Genomic DNA, 22569 nt, shown 5'->3' with positions numbered 1-22569 from the left:
CCATCGCGCTATTCACCGCGCTGCTGCCGAGCATGGTGGTGCAGGAGCAGGCACATCCGGGTCAGCCCCTGACGACTCGGTCGGCGGGGTTCCGGTGTCAGGAATTGCGGCACAAGGTCTTGCTTGAGCATGTTCACCTAGAGCGGCACGCGCGCGAACACCGCCGTGCCCTTTTCTGGATGAGATTCGAGTTCGACCGTTCCATTGACGAGAGCCAGCCGCTCGCGCATACCCAGCAGGCCCAGTCGACGCGACGTTTTTTCAGCGACGCCCGACTCGACCTCGGGCACACCGCAGCCATCGTCTTCGACGATGCAGATCAGTTCGTTGCCCCGCATCTCCAGGATCACCCCGACCCGGGTCGCCTTTGCGTGGCGCACCACGTTGGTGATGCCTTCCTGAATTACGCGATACAGGGCGCTTTCGACATCAGGCGGCAACCTCCGGTCGCCGAGCCCGAAGTGAAGATCGAAGCACAGGCTGCAATGCGGCTCCCACTCGGCGACGAGCTGGCCGATCGCGTCCTCCAGGCCGAGTGCATCGAGCGCCGTCGGGCGGACCTCCCAGGCGATCCGATGCAGGCTCCTACTCATATCGTGCGTGATGCGTTTCAACGACGCGGCCTTGCTCGCGATGTCGCTCTGCGCCGACGCGCTGCGTGCGATCGAGTCGAGGCCGAGCTGAACCAGCGTTACCGACTGGCCGAGATTGTCGTGCATTTCCCGGGCAATCCGCTGACGCTCGGCCTCCTGGTCCGTCATCGTCTGTCTGAGCACCTGGAGAACATCCGCCTCGGCGGCGGCGCGCCGCTTGGTCTGCTCCATTAGTTCGCGGGCGGTCGCCCTGCTTTCGACCAGGCGGCGTCCCACCTCCGCAAGCGCGTCGGCGTTGCGCGAGGCATAACGAATCGACCGCTCGAGCAGCACCGCGTCGAACTCCCCCTTCACCAGATAATCGTTGGCGCCAGCGTCGGTCGCCGCCTTGTCGACCGCCGCGCTGCCGTGGCCGGTCAACACGATGATCGGCTTCGTCATTCCGTTCACTCGTGCACGACGCACGAGATCGAGGCCGTTGTCCGGACCGAGCCGGAAATCGACGAAATACAAATCGTGCTGGTCGCGATCGAACGCCACGAGCGCATCGGCATAGGTCGAGACCCAATCCAGTTGCAGGCGGTGGAAGGGAATCTTGTGTAACTGGCGCTCGAAAGCGAGACATTCAATCTGCGCGTCGTCGACCAGCAGAATCCTGGTCGCGAGCCTACTCATGGCCGAACCTCTCCGTCATCGGCAGAGACGCAGTCTTCATCCAGAATTGCCAGAGCGATTCGATCGCGGAGACGTAGTCGGGGATACTGGCCGGCTTGACGAGGTAGGCGTTGATCCCAATCGAGTAGGCCTCGGTGATGTGCTTCGGGCTCTCCGAGGTGGACAGCGCGATCACCGGCAGATGGCGAATAGCCTCGTCGGCGCGCAGGATGCGGATCACCTTGCGCCCGTCCAACCGCGGCATGTTGAGGTCGAGCAGGATCAGCGTCGGCGTCGGCGCCGAGCCCTCCTCGGCGTAGTGGTGGCGGCGCTTGAGATAGTCGAGCATCTGCTCGCCGTCACTGACGAATCGGATATCCGCCTTGATGCCGGCTCGACCGAACACTTCGGTCAGGATCAGCTTGTCGTAGTCGTGGTCCTCGGCGACCAGCACCGTCGGCAAAATCGGATCCCGGTTCATGACGGCCGCTCCGCATCATCCGCGCCGCGCAAAGGCAGTGTGAAGTCGAACACCGAGCCCTCGCCGGGCCGGCTGGTGGCCGTGATCGACCCACCATGGCGGCTGACGATCTTGCGGCAGATCGCCAGCCCGATGCCGGTTCCCTCGTATTCGTCCGGACCGTGCAGGCGCTGAAACGGCTCGAAGATCTGTTCGACGTATTTCGGGTCGAAGCCGATGCCGTTGTCGGCGATGCTGACGCGCAGCCGGCGAACACTTTCGCTGCCGGTGGATTCGTTCTCGACCACCGAGCCGATCGTGATTTGCGGCGCGCGGCCGTTGTCGCGATATTTGAGCGCGTTGGAGATCAGGTTCTGCAACAACTGGCGGATCTGGCTGGCATCGCACAGCACGACGGGAAGATCGCCGGCCGTCACCGCCGCGCGGGTGTCCTGCAGAATCGGCTTCAGATCGGCGAGGACTTCGGACAAAACCTCGTTCAGCGAGATCGGGGCCAGTGGACGTGCCTGCCGTCCGACCCGCGAATATTCGGCGAGGTCGTTGATCAGCGCTCGCAGGCGCCGCGACGAGGCTTCGATGCCGCTGACCATGACGTTGAGTTTGGCCTTGGCCTCAGGGGCGAGCAGATCGCTCAACAGACCGGCGAACGCCTCGATGTGCCGCAGCGGTTCCTTGAGATCGTGAGCGGCGACATAGGCGAAGGATTCCAGCTCGTCATTGCTGCGCGAGAGTTCTCGGTTCGCGCTCTCCAATTGCTCCGCCTTGCCGAGAATGACATCGACGACCAGGTCACGGATTTCGACGGCCGCAGCGATCTCGTGGCTGCGCCACGGAATCGAGCGGCCGCGCACCTCCTCGCGCCAGGCGTCGAACGACGCTCGGGTTTGCAGCCGTCGACCGTGCGGGCCGATCCGCACCGGCTTGTGCGGATCGCCGCCCCACGTCACCGTCTGCGCGACTTCCGGCCGGAACCACAACAACAGGGTTGTCGATGCCCGTCCGAGCGGGATGCCGAGCACGCCGCTGGTGATATCGCTGTAAGTCGCGGCCTCGTCGTAGATTGCCGCGAGGCGGTCGGTCTCGAATACGCCGTTGGGCTGGGTGCAGTTGATCCAGCGCGCGAGGTCGCGCAGTTGCACCGGCGACGGGGTCTGCCCGAACGACGTGATGTTGTCGAATCCGCACAGCGCAAATCCGGAGGCGCTCATCAATGCGAGCAGTTCGTCCCCGATCCGGCTCAGCCCTCCGTGGAGGCTCTGCTCGTCGCCGAACTGGTGCAGCAGCTTGTTCTGCGTGGCGCGCACCTGGACGCTGTGATGGACGATCTCGGCTTCCTCGAGCACGCTGATCTGCCAGGTCAACACCTGCGCGATCAGTTCACAGGCCTGACGGATCTCGTAGGCGACGAAACGGGGCGAGGTGTTGTGGCACGAGATCATGCCCCAGAGGCGGCCCTCGCGCACGATCGACACCGACATCGCCCCGTACACCGCCATGTTGACCATGTATTCGACGTGGATCGGCGAGACGCTGCGCAGCACCGAATAGCTGAGATCGATCGGACCGCCGGTCACCGGATTGCGGTCCGGCAACAATGGAGACGGGCGATAGCCGATATCCGGAATGATCCGGACGGTGTTGCTGGTGTACAGCGCGCGCGACTGCGCCGGAATATCAGAGGCCGGAAAGTGGAAATCCAGCAGCGATGGAATGCTGTCGATACGATCTTCGGCGATCACCTGTCCGCTCCAATCGGCCGAAAATCGATAGATCTTGATGCGGTCGAAACCGGTGATCCGGCGCACTTCGCGGGCCGCGATGTCGCAGGCCATCAGCACGCTGGTCGCCTTCTGCAGCCGCCTGATTGCAGCGCGAACGCTTCGGAAGAATTCGCTGGACGATTCGGTGGTGTCGCGCGGCTCCAACTCCAGGATGCAGAGACTATCGTGACGATGCAGAATGCCGTTGAAGGTCCGGGTGCCCGAACTGGTCAGGAATTCGACGTGAAGTGGATTGGCCGCGGCGAGGTCGCCGGACAGCGCATCGCGGAGCAGGCTGGCGCTGTCGGCCGACAGATGCGCCGACAACGGCTCCGCCAGCACGGCCTCCGGCGATAGTCCGAGCACCGCTTCGATGTTGGCGCTGACCGAGACGGGTCGCAGATCAGGTTCGGCGAGAGCGATCAGAACGCCGTGAGGCTGGATCGAACCGGGAATGTGGATCGGCTCCCGATCGCATTCGGTGAGATCGGCAGCCAACGCAAATTCATCCCGCACCTGGGAGGATGCGTCTGGCGCGGTCGTCGGTGGTTGCGGTTCGTTCATCGCGGTGTCCGGTTCAAGGCGTGGCCGACAGGGCGACCGCAATCGGCAGCGTGAACCAGAAGGTGGAGCCAGAACCGGGGATCGTGTCGACGCCGACCTGGCCTCCGTGCCGCTGCACGATCTTGCGGCAGATCGCGAGCCCGATGCCGCTGCCCTCGTAGTCGTCGGGGCCATGGAGACGCTGAAACGGCTCGAAGATCTGCTCGGCGTATTTCGGGTCGAAGCCGATGCCGTTGTCGCTGACGCAGATCCGTGTGGAGGCGGCCGCCCTGCCGACCTCCCCGCGAGGCTCCTCCGCGCTGCGCTGCTCGGCGTACACGCGAATTCGGCAGGGTCGGCCGGGATGCCGATACTTCAATGCGTTCGACAACAGATTCTGTAGAACCTGCCGCATCTGGTTGCGATCGCATTGCGCGACCGGGAGCTGTTCGATCCCCACGACCGCCGCCGCCTCTTCGATCCGCTGATGCAGATCGGTGGCGACGTCCTGGGCGACTTCCATCAAAGACGTCTGTGCGAGCGGCTTGGAGCGGCGGCCGAGCTGCGAGAATTCGGCGAGGTCGTTGATCAGAATGCGCAGCCGCTGCGACGACTTTTCGATGCCGCTGACCATCAGGCCGAGGCGCTCGTCGCCCATCTCGCGGATCGACTCGCCGAGCAGTCCGGCGAAGGCCTCGATGTGACGCAGAGGCTCCTTGATGTCGTGCGAGGCCACGTTGGCGAAAGCCTCGAGTTCTTCATTGCTGCGCGCGAGCTGAGTGTTCACGCGTTCGAGCTTCTCGGTGTTGCGCAGGATCACGTCGATGACCAGATCCCTGATCTCGACCGCGGCCGCGATTTCATGCGGCTGCCAGGGCAACGCGCGCCCGCTGGTTTCCTCGGTCCAGGCGACGAACGATGTCCGTGGCCGCAATCGCCCGGACTCCGCCCTGACCGATTTGTCGGGATTGCCGGCCCAATAGACGGTCTGCGACACTTCCGGGCGAAACCACAGCATCACCCGCCGCGGCGTCGTGCGCGACAGCGGAACGGCGAGCACCCCGCTGGCGACGTCGGCGAAGGCTTTGGCCTCCGGAAACAGGGTGGACAGCTGATCGGTCGCGAACAGCTCGGCGCTGTCATTGCGCCCGACCAGACCGGCCAGCATCTCGATCGCCGCTTCGGGTGGCGTGCGGCCGATCGAGGTGATGCCTTCGCGTCCGAACAGGCACAGGCCGGACGCCCCCATCAATTCGAGCAGGGCTTCGCTGTTGCGCACCAGACCCGCGCGATGGTCGTGCAATTGTTCGATGTCGCTGATCAGGCTGCGCTGGATCGCCTTTCCCTTCAGGGTCTGGCGGGTCGCAGCCTGCTCCTCCATCACGCCGACCTGCCATGCCAGCACCTGTGCGACCATGTCGCAAGCCTGGCGAGCGTCGTGGCCGACGTAGCGCGGCTGCCGGTTGTGGCACGCGATCAGCCCCCACAGCTTGTCGCCGCGGAGGATCGAGACCGACATCGTGCCGCGCATGCCGATATTGCGCATATATTCGAGATGGATCGGCGAAACGCTCCGCAGCACGGCAAAACTCAGATCGATCGCCTGCCCGGTGGACGGATCGTGGCCGGGCACGATCGGAACGGGGATGTAGTCGATATCGGGAATGATCCGGATCGGATTGGTGGCGTAGAGCCTGCGCGCCTGCGCCGGGATATCCGACGGCGGAAAGTGCAGCCCGAGAAACGACTCGACGCCTTCGGTACGGTCCTCCGCGATCACTTCGCCGCTGAAGTCGGGCGCGAAGCGGTAGATCTTGACCCGATCGAATTCGGTGATCTCGCGCACTTCGCGCGCCGCAGCGCTGCAGGCGCCTTCCAGGCTCTGCGCCGCCTGCAGGCGCTTGATCGCGCCGCTGGTCCGGCAGAAGAACGCGTGCGACTCCGCCGCCTCGTGCCGTGGTACTTCGAGTTCGAGAAACGTCAACCCGCCGTGGCGATGCCAGAGGCCGGTGAACTCGGCGTCGCGCCGGCGCAGCCGGATGGCGACCGGCGAACCGCTGGCATCGACCGGCTCACGCATGGCGCTGCGGAGCCGCGCCTGGCTGTCGGCGTCGAGTGCCTCGGCGAGCGATCTGCCGAGCAGATCGTCCGGGCCGAGGTCGGCGAAGGTCGCGATGTTGGAACTGACGGCAACCGCCCGCAGATCATCGTTGAACGCGATCAATAGTCCATGCGGCTGGATGGACCCGGGAATGTGTATCGGCTCGCGGTCACAGTTCGTCAGGTCGACGTCACCGGCAGCCGAATTCATGCCCAACTCACGTGCACTTGCTGGTCCGGATCGACCGATCTCGAGAATCGGCCGCGACCGCGGGCGCGGCCGGGTCCTTGGAACGATGAAGCAAGCCTTGCGCCGATGGCTCCCATCGATGTTGCGATAGATCAAGGGTCGGCATCGGTTGCAGGAGCCCGAGGTCCGGGGACAGACTATCGCGCAGGAGCCACCGTCACGGCTCCGCGCTCTCCAGCCAGCCCATGCTGAGAGCGAAGCGGATCAACTCGACCCGGTTGGTGAAACCGAGTTTGTCCATGGCGCGCGCCTTGTAGGTCTCGACGCTCTTGGAACCGACCTGGAGTTTGGCGGAGATCACCTTGTTGCTGTGGCCGACAGAGGCCAGCCGCAGGACTTCCAGCTCGCGGGTGCTGAGCTCCGAGATCGGGCTGGTTTCGCTGTCGATGGACACCTGCTGGACGCCCCGACCGATGGCGCGCCCCGCGATCGCCGGATCGAGATACAACCCGCCGGCTGCGACGGCGTGGATGCCGCGGATCAGTTCGTCGGTCGCCGAGCGCTTGAGGATGTAGCCGCCGACGCCCATTTTGAGCAGCCGCCGCAGATAAGCACCATCCTCGTGCACCGATAGGACGAGCACGCGCGCCTTCGGCTGCGCCTCGAGGTACTTCTCGGTGACGTCAATTCCGTTCATGCCCGGCATCGACAGATCGAACACCGCGACGTCGGGCCTCAGCTCGATGGCGCGCCGCAGCGCCTTGGGTCCGTCATTGGCCTCGCCGACCAGCTCGAGTTCGGGATCTTCGGCGACGAGCATCTTCATCCCACTCAGAACAATCGGATGATCGTCGGCGAGAAAGATCCGCAAACGTGAGCCATGGGGTGGGTTCGGTGATTTCGCGTCCATCGTTCACACAGCCAAACCCACACAGCTTGGCTGCCTCCTCGAGCGACCGCACGATTTCGGCCGACTGCATTGCAGGACCCGCGTTCCGATGCTGTAGGGCCCGACCAGCTCGCCTCGTGACTACGCCGGTCGTCGGATTATGGGCTTGGCCCAAATCAATTCCCGGCGTCAGGAAAACCTGACCGCTGTACCGACTACTCCAGCAAGATACGGACGCCGCGCTTCTGTCAACACAAATTGACTAACTCGTGTGTCAAGTTGATTTTACAGTCACTGGGAGCGGAGACGTCTCCCGGCGACTATCCAACAGGAAATCTGGCACCGCCTCGCATCGGCACTGCGCATTCACCCCTTTCAGCCGTTTTGGGCGAAGGCGCAACTGTCGAGGCAAGGCAAGGACAGTGCTGCGACCACACGAACTCGCGTTCGAGGCCGCGGCGAAACGACCTACGTGCAGGTTCAGCACGGAACTAATCGTAAGTCTCTTAGGAGGTTTCACTATGGCAGACGATCCCAACAAGGTCTGGCCGACTGGCCTGACGATCGCGGAGTCGGAAGAACTCCACAAGCACGTCATCGACGGTACGCGCATCTTCGGCGCGATCGCGATCGTCGCGCACTTCCTGGCGTATGTTTACTCGCCCTGGCTGAAATAAGGAGTATCGACAATGAATCAAGGTAGAATCTGGACTGTGGTCAAGCCGACCGTCGGCCTTCCCCTGCTGCTCGGCAGCGTTGCCGTGATGGTTGTGCTGGTTCACTTCGCCGTCCTCACCCACACCACCTGGGTCGCGAAGTTCATGAACGGCAAGACCGCGGCGATCGAGAGCTCGATCTCCATCGGCTGATAACAGCGTCTGTTGCTGTTCGGCTGGCCGGGACCCATGGGTCCCGGCCGGTTGTCCAGCGGCGGAGCCGGCAGAGAAGCCGGACCGCCCCTCGCATGCCGGAGAGCGCGGCGGCGAGTTTGTATCGGAGACAGTGTCGACCATCCCTGTCCCCCGCTTTGGACCCAAGACTTTGGACCCAAGACGATGAACCCCGTCAGCCAAAAAGCGATGAAGCTGTGGGCCTCCTTGGGGTCTCGCTTTCTGCCGTTCGCGGATGCGGCGACGCCGGATCTGCCGCTGTCGCGGTTGCTGCGCCTGTCGCTGTTTCAGGTGGCGGTGGGCATGTCGCTGGTGCTGCTGGTCGGCACTTTGAACCGCGTGATGATCGTCGAACTCAACGTGCCGGCCTCGATCGTCGGCGTGATGGTGTCGCTGCCGTTGCTGTTTGCGCCGTTCCGCGCGCTGATCGGTTTCAAATCCGACGTCCACAAATCCGTGCTCGGCTGGCGCCGCGTTCCCTTCCTCTATAAGGGCACGCTGGTGCAATTTGGCGGCCTGGCGATCCTGCCGTTCGCGCTCCTGGTGCTGTCCGGCAGCGGCGATGCGGGCAACGCCCCGGTGTGGATCGGACAATTCGGCGCGGCGCTGGCGTTCCTGCTGATCGGCGCCGGCGTGCACACCACCCAGACCGTCGGCCTCGCGCTCGCCACCGACCTCGCCTCGCCGGAATCGCGGCCGAAGGTCGTCGGCCTGATGTACACCATGCTGATGTTCGGCATGATCGCCGCGGCGATCGTGTTCGGCATGCTGCTCGCTGATTTTTCGCCCGGCCGCCTGATTCAGGTGATCCAGGGCTCGGCCGTCGTCACCATCGTTCTCAACGGCATCGCCGTCTGGAAGCAGGAAGCGCGGCGCACCTCCGGCGCGACGCAGGCGACCGCGCATCCCGGCGCGCCCTCCGCGAGCTTCCGCGAATCCTGGGACGTCTTCATCCAGGGCAAGGACGCGATGCGCCGGCTGATCGCGGTCGGCTTCGGCACCATGGCGTTCAGCATGGCGGACGTGCTGCTCGAACCCTATGGCGGCCAGATCCTGTCGATGTCGGTCGGCGACACCACCAAGCTCACCGCGGCGCTCGCGGTCGGCGGTCTGCTCGGCTTCGGCCTCGCCTCGCGGGTGCTGAGCCGCGGCGCCGATCCGTTCCGGATGGCGAGCTTCGGCTCGCTGGTCGGAATCCCGGCCTTCCTCGCGGTGATCTTCGCCGCCGAACTGCAGGGCGCCGCGTCGGTGCTGACATTCGGCTGCGGTACCGCGCTGATCGGCTTCGGCGCCGGCCTGTTCGGCCACGGCACGCTGACCGCGACGATGAACGCCGCGCCGAAGGACCAGGCCGGCCTCGCGCTCGGCGCCTGGGGCGCGGTGCAGGCCTCCGCGGCCGGCGTGGCGATCGCGCTGGGCGGCATCATCCGGGATGTCGTGACGGCGTTCGCTCCGCAGTTCGGCCCGGCCGCCGGCTACAACGCCGTCTACGGCCTCGAGCTGCTGCTGTTGCTGGCGACGCTCGTGACGATGGTCCCGCTGATCAAGCGACGGGACACATTGTTGATGCAGGGACAACTGAACTGATGCAGGGCGGCTCTCTCCGCCCTGAGACTGAAACGGAGTAACTATGACCCAGATTGTCACCCGGTTGTACGATTCCAGCAGCAAGCTCGCTGCGTTGGAAACCGACCTGAAGACGAACAACTACAAATATGCCGTCGTCACCGGCACTCAGGCCGGCAAGTCGAGTTCGGTGGACGACATCATCGCGGCGATGGGCCGGGCTTACGTGTCGCGCGGCGACGCCCGGACCTATGCCGACTACGTCAAGAAGGGCGCCGTCGTGGTCGCGGTTCAGGCCGAATTCGGCTTCGCCGCCAAGGCGACGACGATCCTCGACAGCTACGGTCCGAACAAGATCAGCGTGCAATCGTCGGCCTCGGCCGCCATGGAGATGAGCGAAGCGACGCCGTTCTCCAACATGATTCACGCCAAGACTCTGCTCGACACCTCGGGCAAGTACAAATCCTATTCCGGCGACTGGCTGCTCGTCGACAGCGACAAGACGTTCTCCGGAACGCCGCTTGTGATCAGCAGCAAGGGCCCATACCAGTCGTTTTCCGGAACGCCGCTGCTGCTCGACAGCAGCGGTCCCTACAAGTCCTTCTCGGGGACTCCTCTGTTGCTGGACGACAGCGGTCCGTACAAATCCTATTCGGGCGAGCCGCTGCTGCTCAACAATCCGACCATCTTCTCCTCCTGGCTGGGCCTGCCAGTGCTCTCCAAGTAAAGGAATTTGACCATGAGCGAATACAAAGGACACTCCGGCACGCCGCTGATTCTCGAGCAGAAGGGCGAGTACCAGAGCTTCTCCGGCACGCCGCTGCTGCTGAAGCAGGAGGGCGAATACCAGTCGTTCTCCGGCATGCCGCTGCTGCTGAAGCAGGAAGGCGAGTACAAGTCGTTCTCCGGCTATCCGCTGCTGCTCAATCTCTGGGACTAGTGGACCGTCCCCATCACAGGCGGATGGCCACAGCCGTTCGCCGAAAGGAAGTTCGATGTCGAACGAACAATATCGATCGCTCTCCGGAACGCCGTTGCTCCTGAACACGTCGGGCTCCTATCAATCGTATTCCGGAACCCCGCTGATCATCGCGCAGAAAGGCGAGTACCATTCGTATTCCGGCTCGCTGATCCTGCTCCCGGCCCTGAAATCGTACTATTCGTTCTCGGGGACGCCGCTGCTGATCAATACGACCGGACCGTACAGATCGTTCTCGGGAACACCCCTGCTTCTGAGCCAGAACGGGGCCTATCGATCGTTCTCGGGAATGCCGCTCCTCATCGGAACTTCCGGACTCTACAAGTCGATGTCCGGAACGCCGCTGATCCTCCAGCAGAAGGGGGCCTATCGGTCGTTCTCGGGCCGCCCCCTGCTGATCGACCGGCCGACACCGTTCTCGTCGCTGTTCGGTCTGCCGACACTCTTGAAGTAACTGGACCCAACGAGCCGGGAACGTCACGCCCGGCTCGCACCTCCCAGGTTACTCCATTGCGCCGACGTCTCCCCGAAGGTTCGGGGAGACGTCGGCGTGTCGTGGCTGCTCCGTCCGCAACGAACGACGAAACGAACGACTCCGGCGAAGGCCGTTAGCGTCGCCATGCGAACGCTTCCACAATGACAGGACAGCGGCTCGCCGGGCCTGCCGAAGGGCGATGTGCCGACCACGCCGCGACTCGCGCTAGTGGATGCTGTTCCGCTTCAGATTGTCGACGGTCTCGATGAAGAGGTTGAGTCCCACCCGCCGGGCCGACTGCCGGAGAATCAACTCCCCGTCGGTCCTGTCGGCCAGGAAGTGCGGATCCAGATAAAGACCTCCGGCCGCCACCGCGTGGATGCCGCGAGCGAGCTCGTCGGTCGCCGAGCGTTTGAGAATGTAGCCGGTCACGCCACATTGCAGGACCTTGCGCAGATAGGCCGCGTCTTCGTGGACCGTCAGCACCAGCACGCGGGATGTCGGGCAGATCGACAGAAACTGGCGGGCGACATCCAGCCCTCTGAGACCCGGCATCCACAGGTCGAGGACCGCGACATCCGGCTTCAATTCGATCGCGCGCTGGAGTGCGCTCGGTCCGTCGGAGGCGTCGCCGACGAGTTCCAGGCCGGCGTCGTTCCCGATCAGCATCTTCATGCCGCGGAGCACGAGCGGGTGGTCGTCGGCCAGGAAGACGCGCAGGCGGGGTGTTGTTCGACCATCCATGGTTCATGGTCCCGACGGAGCGAAGAAATGGCAAGATAGATTTGCACGGCTACGAAGGATGCGCCTAGCGGCATCGCCGTAGTCCAATCACTGGATGAGGCGATCGTGAGGACGTCGTGTGAACACGAAATCCCGTGCCGCTCGGCTCGAAGCCTCGACCATGCGACCGTTCGACAGAACGCGACGGCTGGTGCGGAGGTCCTGCTCACGGCAGTGCGGCTTGAGCCTAGATCGTCGCCGTGACGGCAACCATAGCGAAGAGGAAGCGGCGTCCTCGGAAAAGGCCGCCGCTTCCGGGAGGTGTCTACTTCTTGGCGGGGGCCGCGGGAGCGGCGGGGGCCGGCGCAGCCGCGACGACCTTGCCGTTCATGAACGCCGACACCCAAGTCGTGTTTTGGAGCACGGCGAAGTGCACGAGAAACGCCATGGTCGCCACGCCGCCGAGAAGCAGCGGCAGGCCGACGGTGGGATTGACGACGGTCCAGAGTTTACCTTGATTCATGATCGATACTCCTCAGTGCAGCCAGGGCGAATAAACATACGCCAGGAAGTGAGCGATGATCGCGATCGCGCCGAACACGCGCGTTCCGTCGATCACGTGCTTGTGGAGTTCTTCCGACTCCGCGATCGTCAGGCCGGTCGGCCAAACCTTGTTCAGATCTTCTGCCATTCCAAACTCCCAAAAAATAGAACTCTGGAGCGTCGCGCCACGCGCAGCCGCTCGATTGATACTCGCAGCGGCCGAACCACGGTCGCGGCAAGTCGCTTCTGATCGGAACTGGCGCGGAATCCGGATGGTCTCGCCCGAACTTACCTTCGAGCGTGATTGCGGACTCCGCCAGTGCGACTGAGGTGATCGCGCCGACGCCGGCCCAACTCAGAGAGTAACGCGAGACTAACCGGCTGCGTTCCTCGGTCAATTTGGGAACGCGCTGTCCGACGGTCCGTTTGATCCCTGAAACGACGAAACAACGTCAGGATATCCCGCTTCAATCGGCCCCGAGACGCCTGCGGCGGCATCGACCTTCGCAACGGCGCGCGACGACCGACGTCGAGCGGCAGGAATCTGAAGCAGATCTCGTCGTCAGGATTTCCCCAATCGAAGGATCATTCAAATTGCCGTATGCGAGTTCGTCACAATTCTGGATCGACTGATGCGAGACAAAGAATGTTGCGACTTGTGTCAAGCTATCAAGAGCTTGCTGAACAGTCCACTGCGCCCGGGCTATGAGGTTCTCGAACTGGTCTGTCCCAAGTGCGGCACGGAGATCGGCGTCGTCGTAAGAACCGACAAGGTTTGCAAACGCGCCGAGCAAACGGAGTGAATGCGCAGATGCGCGTGGCGGGCCGTTGGCGGCAAGCCATCGCGCAATGCTGACCGGCAAGGAGCTGCCCCAGGAGGACGAGGAAGCATCGGCGTTCGAGACCTCGCGGGCCGACACCGAACGCCTGGTCGCCGGCACGCTTGCTGACATCGTCATGCTGGTGCGCTACGCCCTCGGCGAGGCTGAGTCGCTGGACTCCTTGCCCTCGGTCGTGGCCGGCCGGTTCAACCTCTGGCTCGGCCGCGAGGAGAAGGCCGGGCGAAGCTATACGGATGAGCAACGGGCCTGGCTGACGGCGATCCGCGATCATGTCGGCGTCAACATCGAAATCCGCCCCGAAGACATGATGGATGCCCCGGAGTTTTCTGCGCGCGGCGGTATCGTCAAGGCGCGGGCGCTGTTCGGTGCGCGGCTGCCCGGCCTTCTGGACGAATTGACCGATGCGCTGGTCGCATGATAGATATCAATGGTGAATACCAATCTTGAGGGCCGCCGATGTCTTCACCCGCCAGCAAGTCCGGCACTGCACGTCGCAACGCCAAGGGAGCGCCCGGACCGGACGCGCCGGCGACCGCGAAGCTTTTCATGCATGGCCGCAGCCAGGCCGTGCGGCTGCCCAAGGAGTTCCGCTTCGAGGGCACCGAGGTGCGCGTCCGCCGGGTCGGCGACAAGGTGATCCTGGAGCCGATGGAGAAGAAACCGTTCGATTACGCCGCTTGGCGCGCGCGGCTGGATGCACTCGGCGCGCGAGATTTCCTCGCCGATGGCATGCCGGACGATCCGTCGGTCCAGCCCGAAGATTTCGGGATCGATTGAGTATGATCTGCCTCGATACGAATGTTGTCATCGGCATCATCAATGGCCGTGCCCCCCAACTAGAAGCGCGATTTCGGGAAACCATCGGCGTTGTGCCCGTCGCCTTGCCGGTGATCGCGCTGTTCGAATTGCGCTATGGCTACGCCAAGAGTCATCGGCGGGTACAGATGGAGGCCTTGCTGGGTGAGTTTCTCGCGCCCGGAGTCACCATTCTGCCGTTCGGCGAGGAGGATGCAGCCGAGGCGGGCGACATCCGGGCCAATCTCGAGGTGCAAGGCGTGCCGATCGGTTTCTATGATGTGCTCATCGCCGCGCAGGCGCGCGCCCGCGGCGCGATCCTGGTCACCGCCAACCGGCGGGAGTTCGAACGCGTGCCCGGGCTTATGGTGACCGATTGGGCGGCGTGACGGGTTGAGCGTGCGCTGATCGCGCACGCGGGCCCGACCTGTTGGATGAGTTGAACTGGTGGTGGCGTAATGGATTGTCGCGTTGCGTTGGCGGAAGAAAGTCGGCAGTCGTCCGATACGCAACAGTCGCCTGCGCTTTGGTATGGCAGTGCATGTCGATCTCGAACGAACCGACCCTGTTCGACGCCATGCCATAGGTGACGACCGGGCGCGTGACCTCGTCGGGCTCGATCCAGTCGGACGCAACGGAGCTGTCGGTGAGAATGGGCATCGTTCAATCTACCATGGCGCTTGGCGAAAATGGATAATTATCTATCCAGACTTCGTAATGACGCCAATGCGGTCTCCCTTTACGCATACCGAGGGTCGCGGCCGAAGCGATCTCGGCATCACCGAAAGGGACTTTCATGACCGTGCTGAGCAGCGAGCGCGTCGCACAGACGCTCGACAAACTCCATGCCGACGCCGACGCGGCCGATCGCGACCTGATGACCAGGATGATGGCGCAGGTCGAGACCTCCGGTGCGACGGATCTACCTTGCGGCTGCGCTTCGCGACAATGGCGGCGGCAAGCTGATCGGCTCCGAGCTCGAATCCACGAAAGTGACGCGGGCGCGGGCGCATCTCGAAGCGGCGGGGCTTGCCGATCTGGTCGAGATCCGCGAGGGCGATGCGCTCGACACGCTCGCGGACGTCGGCGGCGAAGTCGATGTTCTATCGATCGACGGCGCGTTTTCGCTGTATCTGCCGGTGCTCAAAATGATCTAGCCACGGTTGACGCCCGGCGCGGTGATCCTCGGGGAGAACGCCTTTGCGCAGGATTATCTCGACTACGTCCGCACGCCCGCCAATGGTTATTTCTCCCGGTCGCTCGACATCGACGAAGGTCGCGGCAACGAATTCACCGTGCGGGTCGGGTGACGCTGCGGCGCGGCCGATGGGCGGCTGCGTCTCGCGGCGTAGTCCGTCGGAATTGAAGCTGGAATGGCCCGCAGATTGATCTGCTGCGCGGGCGGAGGCCGGCGGAAAAATGCGAGGCACTTTTCCGGCCGGGCTCCGAGCGTCGGGGGCCGGTCAGTTCGCCAGCGAGACTTCCTTCAGGATCTTGACCTTCTTGTCGGCCACGCCTTCGATCAGCACGACCTTGCCACCCTGGTTGTGGTCGTCGAAGGTGACTTTGGCCCCCATGACGTTGGTGAACTCGATCTTCTTGATCGCGTCGCGGATCGCCGTCGGGTCGGTCGCGCCGGCGTTCTTGATCGCCGCCAGCAGCAGGCGCATGGCGTCGTAGCCGGCCCAGGTCTGCAGCACCGGCGTTGTCTTGTGGCGCTTCTCGATCTCCGCGGCGAAGGCCTTGTTGGCGGCCGTATCGACCAGATAGCTGTAGGTCCACGCGGTGATCGAACCCTCCATGCCGCCGGCCTGGATGATCTGCAGATTGTTGCCGCCGGGGTCGAAACGGCCGATGAACGGAATCCGCACGCCGAGCTGCATCGCATTGCGCAGGAAGTTGAGCTGATCGCCGGCGAGCTGGAAGATCGCGATCGCGTCCGGCTTGCTCTGCTGGATACGCGTCAGCAGCGCGGTGAAGTCCGGATAGCTCTGCGGGTGGAAGTCGGTCGAGATCACCTCGAGTCCGTGCTTCTTGGCGACCGCCGCGAAGGCCGCGGCGCCGCCGCGTCCGAAGTCGGTGTCCTCGCCCAATATGGCCACACGCTTGATCTTCGAGCTGCCGCTCAGATAGATGCCGAGCGCGTTCATCATGTCGTCGTCGGAGGGGTTGATGCGGAACGTCCATTCGTTGCCGCCGACGCCGGACAGATCGGTGATCTTCGGGCTCGACGCGATGCCGTCCACCAGCGGAATCTTCGCCGCGGCGATCAACGGCATCGTGGCGAGCGTCGCCGACGAACAATGCGCGCCGACGATGGCGACGACTTTGGCCTCGATCAGCTTGTTGGCGACGTTCACCGCTTCGGACGGATTGCAGCGGTTGTCGTAGGCGAGCATCTCGACTTTCTTGCCGAGCACGCCGCCCGCCGCATTGGCCTCGTCGAGCGCCAGCTGGTAACCCCACCGCTGCCATATCGCGGGCGCGGCGGCCGGCCCGGTATCGGGGATGCTGGCGCCGATCACGATGTTCTGCGCATCGGCCGCCACCGGCGCAGCGAGCGCAAGCCCGATCGCCACCATCAATCTCTTCATCAGCATCGTCGTGCCTCTCTCGACTACGGGTTCAGGTTACAGCAACAGCAATGTTCGTTTCGCGTCGTGCTCACGCCGCGCCCCGGGCGGCGCTCACGAAGGCGCGGACGTCGTCGGCCGAGGTCGCGAAGGACGTCACCAGCCGAACCAGAACGTCGTTCGTCCCGAGCGTCAGCATCCGCCCGAAGCCGCGGTCGCCCCATTCGTAGTAGCGCGCGCCGGCCTTCCTGAGCGCCGCATCGACCGGACGGGGCAGCGCGGCAAAGAGCTGATTGCCGCGCGGCTCGAAAGCCAGCCGCACGCCAGGCACCTTGGTGAGGCCGTCCGACAATTCGGCGGCGCGCCGGTTGGCCAGCCGCGCGAGGTCGAGCCAGTGTCCGCCGGCGAGATAGGCCGCCATCTGCGCGCCGAGCATCCGCCCCTTGGACAGGACGTGTCCGGCGCGCTTGCACTGATAGGCGAACGCCGCGGCCTTCGCCTCGTCGAAGAAGATCACGGCCTCGCAGGCCAAAGCGCCGTTCTTGGTGGCGCCGAAGGAGAGGACGTCGATGCCGGCCTTCCGGCTCATCTCGGCCGCCGTGCATCCGATCGCGACCAGCGCATTGGCGAAGCGCGCGCCGTCCATATGCACCGCCAGGCCGCGATCGTGGGCGATGGCGGCGAGTTCGGCGATCTCGCCGCAGTCGTAAAGAGTGCCGCATTCGGTCGCCTGCGACAGCGACAGCGAGGCCGGCTGCACCTGCCGCACCGTGCCCGCGGGAAATCCGCTGAGGATGTCGCGCAGGGCGGCCGGATCGATCTTGCCCTGCACGCCGTCGACGCCGATCAGTTTGGCGCCGGCGGTGAACATTTCCGGCGCGCCGCATTCGTCATTGGCGATGTGGGCCTGGTGATGACAGAACACCGCGCCCCAAGGCGGGGTGATCGCGCCGAGCGCGAGCGCGTTCGACGCCGTTCCGGTCGCGACGAAGTAAGCGGAGACCTCGCATTCGAACACCTCGTTCAGCAGCGCGCGCGCGCGGTGGCTGTAGCAATCGTGGCCATAGGCCGGCTCGGCGCCGTCATTGGCCGCGAGGAGAGCCTCGAGCACACGCGGGCTCGCGCCGACGGCGTTGTCGCTGGCAAAATCCATCACGGCCGATACGCCATTGCCAATGTTCCGATTAAGAGAACGTCGTTCCGAAACAGATTAGAGAAGACGGGCGCCGGCCTGTCAAGCGACGCACTGCCCATGAAACCATCGAACGCTGCACAGATTGCGGGACGAGCCGACAAGCGGTGAGCAGACGCCGTGCTTTCGGCTTGGAATCCAGCCGCCCCGTCGCTATAGATGAACGCTGTTACGTTTATCGGAATGGTCGGGATGGGTGCTGAAAGTCAGTCGGTTGCACGCGCGGTCGATATCCTGCAGCTGCTGTCCGACAACGGTTCGCTCGGCGTGCGTGAGATCGCCCGGCGCATGGAGTTGTCGCCGACCATCGTGCATCGGCTGGTGAGCACGCTGGCCTCGACGGGCCTCGCGGAGCAGGCCCCGGACACCCAGAAGTACCGCATCGGCTATCGCGCATTCCGCATCGGATCGTCGTTCCTGTCGCAGAACGATCTCGACCGCGCCAGCACGCCCGAACTGGTGGCACTCGCCGAACAGCATCAGATCAGCAGCTTCCTCGGCGTGCTACGTGGCGGCGCGATGGTCTATCTCAAGGTCGTCAAGAGCAACGGCCCGATCGCGATCAACAATCAGCCCGGCTCGCTCGCCGCGATTCACTCCACCGCCTTCGGCAAGGTGATGCTCGCTGCGCTGCCCGACAAGGAGGCCGCCGAGGTGCTCGGCAAGGAACCCTACAAGCGGCTGACGAAGAAGACCAAGGTGACGTTCCGCGCGCTGCTCGGTGAGTTGCGCGAGATCCGCGAGACCGGGATCGCGATTTCCGACGAGGAGAATCTGGTCAACGTCTATTCGGTCGGCGCCGCTGTGCGGGACGCTTCGGGCGAGGTGATCGCCTCGCTCAGCGGTGCAGTGCCGCGACAGGGGATGACCAAGCGCGAGATCGAACACGTCAACGCGCTGGTGAAGTCGGCGGCCGACAGCGTCTCGCGCAAGATGGGGGCGCCGTCGGCGCCATCCGGCGGCCGCGGGCGCTGACGCAACTATTCGAGCGCCTCGAGGAGTTGCCGCAGCTCCGCGGGGGTGCCCATGCCGGACGCCACGATCTCGTCGACGCCGACATCCTCATACGCCGCGAACGCCGCACGGACCTGCTCCGGCGTGCCGCTGGCGCTGTGGCGCATCACCACGTCGTCCGTCACCAGCGCGTTCACCGCGTCCCAGTCTTCGCGCGCATAGGCCGCGGCGAGCGCGGCCTGGTCGAGCTTCGTGCCCGCGAGTTCGAGATTGCGGGCATGGTGCTGGCCGCGCAGGATGAAACCGAGGGTGCGGCGCAGGCGGTCGCGGGCGGTGGTCTCGTCGGCATCGGCCGAAACATAGACGAGCGCCGTCTTCTTGATGACCCGGCCGGCCTTCTCTTCGCCCTTGCGGACGAGATCGAGCGTCCAGCGGATGAAAGCCGGCGAGGTCGCCGCGCTGATCAGCACGCCGTCGGCGGCGGCGCCGGCGAGTTCGAGCATCTGCGGGCCCGAGGCGGCCAGATAGATCGGGACGGCGCGCGCGCCGGTCGACAGCCGTCGGCCCGAGACCTTGAAGCGCTCACCTTTGAAATCGACCGTTTCGCCGCCGAGCAGCGCACGCGACAGCGCGATCGCCTCGCGCAGGGTGCCGAGCGGATGCTCGGCGACGAGGCCCGCAGCTTCGAGATCGCGCGGCGCGCCGACGCCGAAGCAAAGTTTGACGCGGCCGGGAAAATACTCGTCCAGCGTCGCCGCGGCCATGGTGGCGTAGAGCGGATGCACCGAATACGGGCTCATCGCCATCAGGGCGATGCTGATCCGGCTGGTGGCGCCGAGTGCGATCGCAGCCGAGGAGATCGGTTCGCGCTGGAACAAATGCGAGGCGAGCCAGGCCGTCGAGGCGCCGCCGCGATCGCCCAGTTCGATCATCGCGCGAAATGAGTCGGAGGTCTCGCCGCCGTCGAAAGAGAGGCCGAGCGTGCTGGTCATGGGGCGCCTTTCCGGAAATGCGCGATGCGCGGTGTCACTCGATCCGCGGCATCACCTCTTCGGCGAAGAATTGCATCTGGTCCAGCAGTTCCTGGACGTCGTTCGCCGCGAAGTACATGCCGAGCAGATGGGTGACGCCGGCGTCCTTCAGCTTTGCGATCTTCTCCAGAATCACGTCCGGCGTGCCGATCAGGTTGATGTCCTCCATCGCCAGCCCGGCTTCCTCCTTGAGCGTCGATTTCGACAGCGACAGGAGGTGCTTGTGCATTTGGCTCTGCTTGTAGCGGGCGACGGCGGCTTCCTGATTCCTGGCGCCGTGGACGATGAATTGCGGCGCGACGGAAATCTGCGCGGGATCGCGACCGTTGGCCACCACCATCTCCATCATGCGCGCGGCCATGCTCTTGAGCTTGGCAGCCGGCATGCCGGCCGGGATCCAGCCGTCCGCGGTCTCCGCGACGCGGCGGATGTGGTTCTCGTTGTTGCCGCCGAAATAGATCGGCAGCCGCGCCTGCTTCGGCTTCGGGAAGAACTCGACGTCCTTGTAGTTGTAGTACTTGCCCTCGAACGAGGCGACGCGGTCCTTGAACAGCAGTTGCAGCGCCTTGACGCCCTCCTCGACCATGTCGCCGCGATGGGCGCCGCCTTCGGGACGGAGCGCGTCGAATTCCTCCTTGTAGGCGCCGACGCCGACGCCGATTTCGAGCCGGCCATTGCTGAAGTGATCGAGCGTCGCGATCTGCTTGGCGACGACCACGATGTCGCGGCGCATCGGCAGCACGAGGATGCCGGTGCCGAAGCGCAGCGTCGTGGTGTTCGCGGCGATGAACGCGTAGGTCATCAGCGGTTCCCAGAACCGCGGCGGCACCGGGAATTCCTCGCGCACATAATGCTGCGTGGTCATGTGGTCGTTGCCCCAGACCGAGTGATAGCCGAGCTTCTCGGCGTGCTGGGCGATCTTGATCAGCGTCTCCGGGGTGGAGAAGGGGATCGGATAGGTGAGGCCTTCCATTCCAGTGGGCAGGCCGGCGCTCAGGATCAGGCTCATCTTCGGTTTCCTCGGCGAATGTGGAATCGGTGTGGATCGGATCAGGCGCGATGGCCGCGGCGTGCGGCGGTCGCGGTTTCGTCGACGGAGTGGTCGCCGCGCAGCACGACGCCGTAGGCCGTCTCGGCGGCCTCGCGCGACACCATGCCGAGATGCACGTCCGCGGCGACCGCCGCGGCATCGCGGCTGAAGGGATCGCCGAGGCCGCCGCCGCCGGGCATTTCGATCAGCACGGCTTCGCCGCGCGGAATGGTCTGCTGGCCCTTGCTCTTCAGCAGCCTGCCGGAGCCGAGCGAGATCTTGCCGGCCTTGCCGTCGGCGCCGCCGTCGCGGCCGCGGGCGGGGAAATCGACGCGGTCGTAGTTGGCGGAGATCGCGAAGGCGGTGTCGTCGAGGCTGACGACTTCCATCACCTGGCCGAGGCCGCCGCGGAATTGGCCGGGGCCGCCGGAGTCGGTGCGATATTCCTTGCGCTTGATCAGCAGCGGCGACATCGCCTCGGTGACCTCCACCGGCACGTTGCGCACGCCGCTCGGGAAGGCGGTGGCCGACAGGCCGTCCTTGCCCGGCCGCGCGCCGGTGCCGCCGGAATGGAACGACATCACGTTGAACACGCGGGCCCGCATCATCTCGGTGGAGTCGGCGTCGATCTGGCTGGAGCCGCCGAAGGCGAACAGGTTCCAAAGACAGGAGGTGCCTTCCGCCGGGACGTTGCCGTGAAGCGCCTGGCCGAGGCAGCCGATCACCAGATCGGGCAACATCTGTCCGACGATATGGCGCGTGGCGACGGGCAGCGGCGGCTGCGCGTTGAGGATGCAATCCGCCGGTGCGCGCATGCGCAGCAAGGCGAGCGAGCCCTCGTTGTTCGGGATCTTCGGTGCGATGATGCATTTCACGCCGAAGCTCGCATAGGCCTCGGTGTAGCAGAACGGCACGTTGATGCCGAAGGACGAGGGCGGCGAGGTGCCGGCGAAATCGACATCGATGCCGTCGTCGGAGATCGTCATCGTCGCGACCAGATCGAGCGGCCTGTCGTAGCCGTCGACGCGCATGCTGTTGCGGAACGTACCTTTCGGCAGCGCGCGGATCGCTTCCAGCGTGGCGACGCGTGACCGTTCCAGAATGTGATCGCCGAGACGGTCGAGAGTCTCGATACCGAATTCGTCCATCATCTTCAGGAGCTGCCGGCCGCCGACATCGTTGCAGCCGGCCAGCGAATAGAGGTCGCCGACGACCTGCACGGGCTCCCGGACATTGCCCTTGATGATCTCGAGCAGCGTCTCGTTGGTGCCGGCGGCGCTGGCGAAGCGCATGATCGGGATGAAGACGCCTTCCTCGAACACTTGGCGGGCGTCCGGGCCCATGCCGCGTCCGCCGATGTCGATGACGTGGCAGGTGCTGGCGAACAGCGCGACCAGCCGGTCGGCGCGGAAGACGGGCGTCACCACCGTGAAGTCGTGGAGATGGCCGGTTCCCTTCCACGGATCGTTGGTGATGAAGATGTCGCCGGGCTGCATCGTCGTCGCGGGAAACTTGTCGAGGAAATGCACCACCGCGCGCGCCATCGAATTGACGTGGCCGGGCGTGCCGGTGACGGCCTGCGCGAGCATGTGACCGGCGGTGTTGAACACGCCGGCCGAGACGTCGCCGGCTTCGCGGGTCGAGGTGCTGAAGCCGATCCGGATCAGCGTCTGGGCCTGTTCTTCGACCACGGAGATCAGGCGATCCCACATGATCTGCTGATGGATCACGTTCATCGGATCGGCGTGAGGGGCGTGGACGTCCAT

Annotated in this window: 24 protein-coding genes and 1 pseudogene; 12 read left to right on the top strand and 13 right to left on the bottom strand. The window is 64.6% G+C overall.

Annotated elements, in window-relative coordinates:
* Window positions 1-137 precede the first annotated feature (137 nt).
* From RPB_RS22430 to RPB_RS22410, 5 genes are all read right to left on the bottom strand, one after another.
* A complete protein-coding gene (locus RPB_RS22430; RefSeq protein WP_011443319.1) occupies window positions 138-1268 on the bottom strand; it encodes a hybrid sensor histidine kinase/response regulator in 1131 nt (376 codons plus the stop codon).
* Complete coding sequence (locus RPB_RS22425) at window positions 1261-1728, bottom strand: response regulator (protein WP_011443318.1); 468 nt, start codon at window positions 1726-1728, stop codon at window positions 1261-1263. Before RPB_RS22425 ends, RPB_RS22430 begins: the two co-directional genes overlap by 8 nt.
* Entirely contained in the window at window positions 1725-4052 is a 2328-nt protein-coding gene (locus RPB_RS22420) for an ATP-binding protein (RefSeq protein ID WP_011443317.1), read from the bottom strand. The genes RPB_RS22425 and RPB_RS22420 overlap by 4 nt, the downstream gene beginning before the upstream one ends.
* Window positions 4053-4065: 13 nt before the next feature.
* A complete protein-coding gene (locus tag RPB_RS22415) occupies window positions 4066-6342 on the bottom strand; it encodes an ATP-binding protein (RefSeq protein ID WP_011443316.1) in 2277 nt (758 codons plus the stop codon).
* A 196-nt stretch (window positions 6343-6538) separates the two neighbouring features.
* Window positions 6539-7231 carry a response regulator gene (locus tag RPB_RS22410; protein ID WP_011443315.1) on the bottom strand — a complete coding sequence of 231 codons (693 nt, stop codon included), beginning with the start codon at window positions 7229-7231 and terminating at the stop codon, window positions 6539-6541.
* A 500-nt stretch (window positions 7232-7731) separates the two neighbouring features.
* Here RPB_RS22410 and pufB (RPB_RS22405) point away from each other — a divergent pair, with 500 nt between their 5' ends.
* The 6 genes from pufB (RPB_RS22405) (at window position 7732) to RPB_RS22380 (ending at window position 11099) form a co-directional block, all read left to right on the top strand.
* Entirely contained in the window at window positions 7732-7887 is a 156-nt protein-coding gene (gene pufB, locus RPB_RS22405) for a light-harvesting antenna LH1, beta subunit (protein ID WP_011442910.1), read from the top strand.
* Window positions 7888-7899: 12 nt separating this feature from the next.
* Window positions 7900-8079 carry a light-harvesting protein gene (locus RPB_RS22400; protein ID WP_011443314.1) on the top strand — a complete coding sequence of 60 codons (180 nt, stop codon included), beginning with the start codon at window positions 7900-7902 and terminating at the stop codon, window positions 8077-8079.
* Window positions 8080-8265: 186 nt separating this feature from the next.
* The gene (locus RPB_RS22395; protein WP_011443313.1) at window positions 8266-9687 is read left to right on the top strand and encodes a PucC family protein; all 1422 of its coding nucleotides are present in this window, start codon (window positions 8266-8268) and stop codon (window positions 9685-9687) included.
* Window positions 9688-9730: 43 nt separating this feature from the next.
* Entirely contained in the window at window positions 9731-10393 is a 663-nt protein-coding gene (locus tag RPB_RS22390) for a hypothetical protein (RefSeq protein WP_011443312.1), read from the top strand.
* A 12-nt stretch (window positions 10394-10405) separates the two neighbouring features.
* Window positions 10406-10606: a hypothetical protein gene (locus RPB_RS22385; RefSeq protein ID WP_011443311.1), complete on the top strand. Its 201-nt coding sequence runs from the start codon at window positions 10406-10408 to the stop codon at window positions 10604-10606.
* Window positions 10607-10661: 55 nt separating this feature from the next.
* Complete coding sequence (locus RPB_RS22380) at window positions 10662-11099, top strand: hypothetical protein (protein ID WP_011443310.1); 438 nt, start codon at window positions 10662-10664, stop codon at window positions 11097-11099.
* Window positions 11100-11462: 363 nt separating this feature from the next.
* Here RPB_RS22380 and RPB_RS22375 read toward each other — a convergent pair.
* The 3 genes and pseudogenes from RPB_RS22375 to pufB (RPB_RS22365) form a co-directional block, all read right to left on the bottom strand.
* Window positions 11463-11864: pseudogene (locus RPB_RS22375) on the bottom strand (response regulator); the annotation flags it as partial.
* A 304-nt stretch (window positions 11865-12168) separates the two neighbouring features.
* On the bottom strand, window positions 12169-12366 hold the full coding sequence (locus RPB_RS22370) for a light-harvesting protein (protein WP_011443308.1): 198 nt from the start codon (window positions 12364-12366) through the stop codon (window positions 12169-12171).
* A gap of 12 nt (window positions 12367-12378) precedes the next feature.
* Window positions 12379-12534 carry a light-harvesting antenna LH1, beta subunit gene (gene pufB, locus RPB_RS22365; protein WP_011443307.1) on the bottom strand — a complete coding sequence of 52 codons (156 nt, stop codon included), beginning with the start codon at window positions 12532-12534 and terminating at the stop codon, window positions 12379-12381.
* A gap of 701 nt (window positions 12535-13235) precedes the next feature.
* Here pufB (RPB_RS22365) and RPB_RS22360 point away from each other — a divergent pair.
* The 5 genes from RPB_RS22360 (at window position 13236) to RPB_RS25300 (ending at window position 15333) form a co-directional block, all read left to right on the top strand.
* Window positions 13236-13646, top strand: coding sequence for a type I restriction-modification enzyme R subunit C-terminal domain-containing protein (locus RPB_RS22360; RefSeq protein WP_041798425.1), 411 nt, complete (start codon window positions 13236-13238; stop codon window positions 13644-13646).
* 38 nt (window positions 13647-13684) lie between these two features.
* Window positions 13685-14005, top strand: coding sequence for an antitoxin (locus RPB_RS22355; RefSeq protein WP_011443306.1), 321 nt, complete (start codon window positions 13685-13687; stop codon window positions 14003-14005).
* A 2-nt stretch (window positions 14006-14007) separates the two neighbouring features.
* Window positions 14008-14412, top strand: coding sequence for a type II toxin-antitoxin system VapC family toxin (locus RPB_RS22350; RefSeq protein ID WP_011443305.1), 405 nt, complete (start codon window positions 14008-14010; stop codon window positions 14410-14412).
* 522 nt (window positions 14413-14934) lie between these two features.
* Window positions 14935-15180, top strand: coding sequence for an O-methyltransferase (locus RPB_RS25305; protein ID WP_245258279.1), 246 nt, complete (start codon window positions 14935-14937; stop codon window positions 15178-15180).
* Between the two features lie 6 nt (window positions 15181-15186).
* The gene (locus RPB_RS25300) at window positions 15187-15333 is read left to right on the top strand and encodes a hypothetical protein (protein WP_245258278.1); all 147 of its coding nucleotides are present in this window, start codon (window positions 15187-15189) and stop codon (window positions 15331-15333) included.
* Window positions 15334-15486: 153 nt separating this feature from the next.
* Here RPB_RS25300 and RPB_RS22340 read toward each other — a convergent pair whose 3' ends face one another.
* Together RPB_RS22340 and RPB_RS22335 are read right to left on the bottom strand one after the other, a co-directional pair.
* Complete coding sequence (locus RPB_RS22340) at window positions 15487-16623, bottom strand: ABC transporter substrate-binding protein (RefSeq protein WP_011443304.1); 1137 nt, start codon at window positions 16621-16623, stop codon at window positions 15487-15489.
* 64 nt (window positions 16624-16687) lie between these two features.
* Complete coding sequence (locus RPB_RS22335) at window positions 16688-17749, bottom strand: threonine aldolase family protein (RefSeq protein ID WP_011443303.1); 1062 nt, start codon at window positions 17747-17749, stop codon at window positions 16688-16690.
* Window positions 17750-17980: 231 nt separating this feature from the next.
* Here RPB_RS22335 and RPB_RS22330 point away from each other — a divergent pair, with 231 nt between their 5' ends.
* The gene (locus RPB_RS22330; protein WP_049824717.1) at window positions 17981-18763 is read left to right on the top strand and encodes an IclR family transcriptional regulator; all 783 of its coding nucleotides are present in this window, start codon (window positions 17981-17983) and stop codon (window positions 18761-18763) included.
* Between the two features lie 5 nt (window positions 18764-18768).
* On the opposite strand, the gene RPB_RS22325 is transcribed toward RPB_RS22330, so the two are convergent.
* The 3 genes from RPB_RS22325 to RPB_RS22315 are packed head-to-tail and all read right to left on the bottom strand — an operon-like array spanning window position 18769 to window position 22569.
* Complete coding sequence (locus RPB_RS22325) at window positions 18769-19734, bottom strand: LLM class flavin-dependent oxidoreductase (protein WP_011443301.1); 966 nt, start codon at window positions 19732-19734, stop codon at window positions 18769-18771.
* A 34-nt stretch (window positions 19735-19768) separates the two neighbouring features.
* Window positions 19769-20782, bottom strand: a complete 1014-nt coding sequence (locus RPB_RS22320; RefSeq protein ID WP_011443300.1) for a TIGR03619 family F420-dependent LLM class oxidoreductase — start codon at window positions 20780-20782, stop codon at window positions 19769-19771.
* A 41-nt stretch (window positions 20783-20823) separates the two neighbouring features.
* Window positions 20824-22569, bottom strand: coding sequence for a hydantoinase B/oxoprolinase family protein (locus tag RPB_RS22315; protein WP_011443299.1), 1746 nt, complete (start codon window positions 22567-22569; stop codon window positions 20824-20826).

The sequence above is a fragment of the Rhodopseudomonas palustris HaA2 genome (genome assembly GCF_000013365.1).
Taxonomy (GTDB): Bacteria; Pseudomonadota; Alphaproteobacteria; order Rhizobiales; family Xanthobacteraceae; genus Rhodopseudomonas; species Rhodopseudomonas palustris_J.
This window is presented reverse-complemented; position numbering and strand designations above follow the sequence as displayed.